This window comes from Candidatus Bandiella numerosa (genome assembly GCF_021811875.1).
GTDB lineage: Bacteria > Pseudomonadota > Alphaproteobacteria > Rickettsiales > Midichloriaceae > Aquirickettsia > Aquirickettsia numerosa_A.
The window spans coordinates 1-4119 of record NZ_JAJBJD010000099.1 but is presented as its reverse complement, the minus strand read 5'-3'; the positions used below and the strand labels follow the sequence as shown (position 1 = coordinate 4119).

2 protein-coding genes and 2 rRNA genes are annotated in these 4119 nt (G+C 40.0%); 3 read left to right on the top strand and 1 reads right to left on the bottom strand.

Annotated elements, in window-relative coordinates; all coding sequences use genetic code 11:
• Nucleotides 1–311: 311 nt before the first annotated feature.
• From L8D11_RS03930 to L8D11_RS03920, 3 genes are all read left to right on the top strand, one after another.
• A 23S ribosomal RNA gene (locus tag L8D11_RS03930) occupies nt 312–3079 on the top strand.
• 92 nt (nt 3080–3171) lie between these two features.
• A 5S ribosomal RNA gene (gene rrf / locus L8D11_RS03925) occupies nt 3172–3286 on the top strand.
• Nucleotides 3287–3330: 44 nt separating this feature from the next.
• A complete protein-coding gene (locus L8D11_RS03920; RefSeq protein WP_236870371.1) occupies nt 3331–3648 on the top strand; it encodes a GNAT family N-acetyltransferase in 318 nt (105 codons plus the stop codon).
• Between the two features lie 35 nt (nt 3649–3683).
• Here L8D11_RS03920 and L8D11_RS03915 read toward each other — a convergent pair.
• Nucleotides 3684–4119 (bottom strand): transposase (locus L8D11_RS03915; protein WP_236870370.1); only part of this gene is annotated, 436 nt, incomplete at its 5' end.

The following is a 4119-nucleotide window of genomic DNA, read 5'->3' as shown; positions in this document are numbered from 1 at the left end:
TTACTCTTCTCTATACGTTCTTCTGCTTCTCTTACTAAAAATGACATTTTGCCTCCTCTTTCGTATGTACTTATCTTTTCATTCTATCATATATGTTTCTTTCTGCCTATTATGCAATGGTCTTTAAGTGCTAATAAATTTTTATAAAAAAATTTTTATTAAGTTTAATTGATAAAATTAGTAAATATCTGTTGACTAACCTGAAACTATTGCATATAACTTTCATACTAATTTCTTTGAAAAAGTGAATAAGATATTGTTTTTAACAACAAGCTGAGACAAAAATTACTCTATATGCGCTATTTGTAATAGCAAAATTATAATAAGAGTGTTTGGTGAATGCCTAGGCAACAAAAGGCGATGAAGGACGTAATAGGCTGCGATAAGCTACGAGTAGGTGCCAATAACCGTTTATTCGTAGATTTCCGAATGGGGAAACCCATCAAGTTTACTTGATATTTTAAGATGAATTCATAGTCTTAAAAAGCGAACCTGGAGAACTGAAATATCTTAGTACCCAGAGGAAAAGAAATCAACCGAGATTCCGCTAGTAGTGACGAGCGAACGTGGAAAAGGCCAGTCTTTTAATAATTATAACTAGAATATTTTGGAAAAAATAATCATAGAAGGTGATAATCCTGTATAGGTAAAGATTATTAAAAGCTAGAGTAAGGCGGGACACGCGAAATCCTGTTTGAATATGGGGGGACCACCCTCCAAGCCTAAATACTATTTGTTGACCGATAGTGAACTAGTACCGTGAGGGAAAGGCGAAAAGAACCTCGATAAGAGGAGTGAAATAGAACCTGAAACCAAACACTTACAAGCTGTCGAAGCATAATTCTTTCTTCGGAAAGAAGGCGTGTGACGGCGTACCTTTTGTATAATGGGTCAGCGAGTTAGTGTATCTAGCAAGGTTAAGCCGTTAGGTGTAGCCGCAGCGAAAGCGAGTCTGAATAGGGCGAATATAGTTAGTTGCATTAGACCCGAAACCGAGTGATCTAGCCATGAGCAGGTTGAAGTTGGGGTAATGCCCAATGAAGGACCGAACCCGTCAATGTTGCAAAATTGTGGGATGACTTGTGGCTAGGGGTGAAAGGCCAATCAAACTCGGAAATAGCTGGTTCTCCGCGAAATCTATTTAGGTAGAGCGTTGTTCGTTTATCATTAGGGGTAGAGCACTAGATAGGCTAGGGAGGCCAAAAGCCTTACCAAACCTAACTAAACTCCGAATACTAATGAATATAGAACAGCAGACAGGCTATGGGTGCTAAGGTCCATAGCCGAGAGGGATACAGCCCAGATCATCATCTAAGGTCTCTAAGATATAATTAAGTGTGAAAGGATGTGAAGACGCCAAAACAACTAGGAGGTTGGCTTAGAAGCAGCCATCCCTTAAAGAAAGCGTAATAGCTCACTAGTCTATTAGCGACTTTGCGCCAAAAATGTAACGAGGCTAAAATTATACACCGAAGATATGAGTTTGTAGTATTCATACTATGAACGGTAGCGGAGCGTTGTGTAAGTCTGTGAAGGTGAATTGCGAAATTTGCTGGAGATATCACAAGTGAGAATGCTGACATGAGTAGCGTAAAGGAATGTGAAAAACATTCCCGCCGAAAGTCCAAGGGTTCCTGCGTAAAGTTAATCTTCGCAGGGTTAGCCGGTCCCTAAGATGAGGCTGAAAAGCGTAGTCGATGGGAATCACGTAAATATTCGTGAGCCTGCTAAAAGTGACGAAGTTTGGAAGTTGTACTGTGTTATTGGATTCATAGTGCAATCAAGAATTTCCAGGAAATAGCTTTAGCTTATAGACCGTACCCCAAACCGACACTGGTGGACAGGTAAAGTATACTAAGGCGTAGAGTGAATAATGTTGAAGGAACTAGACAAATTGCATCCGTAACTTCGGGAAAAGGATGACCTAGCATAGGCAACTATGTCTAGGTGGCACAAACCAGGGAGAAACGACTGTTTATCAAAAACACAGGGCTCTGCGAACTCAAAAGAGGAAGTATAGGGTCTGACGCCTGCCCAGTGCTGGAAGGTTAAAGTAAGATGTGCAAGCTTCAAGCTGAAGCCCCAGTAAACGGCGGCCGTAACTATGACGGTCCTAAGGTAGCGAAATTCCTTGTCGGGTAAGTTCCGACCTGCATGAATGGCGTAACGATTTCTCCATTGTCTCCAACATTAGCTCAGCGAAATTGAATTCTCCGTGAAGATGCGGAGTTCCCGCGGTTAGACGGATAGACCCCGTGAACCTTTACTATAGCTTTACATTGATATTAGGAATTAAATGTGTAGGATAGGTGGTAGACTTTGAAGTCACGACGCTAGTTGTGATGGAGTCATCCTTGAAATACCACCCTTTTACTTCTTGATATCTAACCAAGATCTGTGAATCCAGGTCTGAGACAGTGTATGGTGGGTAGTTTGACTGGGGCGGTCACCTCCTAAAGAGTAACGGAGGTGTGCGAAGGTAAGCTCAAGCTGGTCGGAAATCAGCCCTAAGAGTGCAATGGCATAAGCTTGCCTGACTGCGAGACTGACAAGTCGAGCAGAGACGAAAGTCGGTCATAGTGATCTGGTGGTTCTGAGTGGAAGGACCATCACTCAACGGATAAAAGGTACTCCGGGGATAACAGGCTAATGAACTCCAAGAGTCCATATCGACGAGTTCGTTTGGCACCTCGATGTCGGCTCATCACATCCTGGGGCTGTAAAAGGTCCCAAGGGTTTGGCTGTTCGCCAATTAAAGTGGTACGCGAGCTGGGTTCAGAACGTCGTGAGACAGTTCGGTCCCTATCTGCCGTGGGTGTAAGGAAAATTGAGAGGATCTGACTTTAGTACGGGAGGACCAAGTTGGATATACCTCTGGTGTATCAGTTGTTCCGCCAGGAGCAATGCTGAGTAGCTAAGTATAGAAGGGATAACCGCTGAAAGCATCTAAGCGGGAAACCCACCTCAAAACTAATTTTCCCCATAGTGCCGTGATAGACTATCACGTTGATAGGCTGGAAGTGTAAGTAAAGTAATTTATTAAGCTGACCAGTACTAATAGCACAATTGAATTTTGCTAATTACATAGTGCGTATATAGTGTAATTTTTGTTTGTGGAATTCCTCTAAAGGAGTAAAAAACAATATCTTATTTAAAAGCCTAGTTTATTGGTGTGGCAATCATAGAGAAGATGAAACACTTGATACCATTCCGAACTCATAAGTGAAAAGCTTCTTCGCCGATGGTACTTTGTCTTAAGACATGGGAGAGTAGGTCGTTGCCATTCCTATAAACTAGGCTTTTTTTAGTTACGAAAGAAAAAATTATCATATGTCAAATTTTTTGATTGAGTACGTTGATTGTATAGTGCCTGGTTTGCGAAAAACAGTGCAGCAGTGGATGGTTGATTATGAATCTAGTTATGCTGTAGTTTGTAACTATCAAGAATTTTCTGTTATTGCAAAAGATGAGGATAAACAGATTGTAGCGATATTGCTTGGGTACACTGAATTTGATGCAATTCATATTGAAGATATATGTGTAAAATTAGGATATCGGAACAAGGGTTTGGGCAGTATGTTATTAAGAAAAATTGAAGATAGGTTTGCCAACAAAGGATATAATGGTTCTGTCGCATCTGTAATATGATGTAAAAATTTTCAAATTATTTGTATATTTTTCCATTAAGCAGCTAGTGAAAGAAATTTATCAAAGTCAGAATTATAATTGTCATTGTCAGCAAGTTGTCCTTTTTTAATCATGTGCAACAGTTCTATTCCCGCAATAGTTCTGGCGGCACTTCTAAAGGATTTGAAGCCAAGCATCGGCCTAGTTCGTTTCTTTATAAATCTGTGATCGCCTTCTATCCTATTGTTGAGATATTTGTTCTGCCTAATTTCTATTTGGTCTTCTTCAGATAATGGCTTATTGATTGAATTCAAAGCAGAAGTATTAGAGCCACTTTTATCTATATTAACCTTTATAGGCTGGCCAGGCACAGTCAAGTTAAAAATAGAATAAAATTCTGATATTGAATAAAAGATTATAAAATTGTAGGATTTAAAAAAATAAATATCAAAAAAGATGAAGGGCACAACAAACAGACATAGATATCCAATG

Coding starts and splice junctions, on each gene's coding strand:
- L8D11_RS03920 (WP_236870371.1), top strand. CDS start 3,331: ATGTCAAATTTTTTGATTGAGTACGTTGATTGTATAGTGCCTGGTTTG.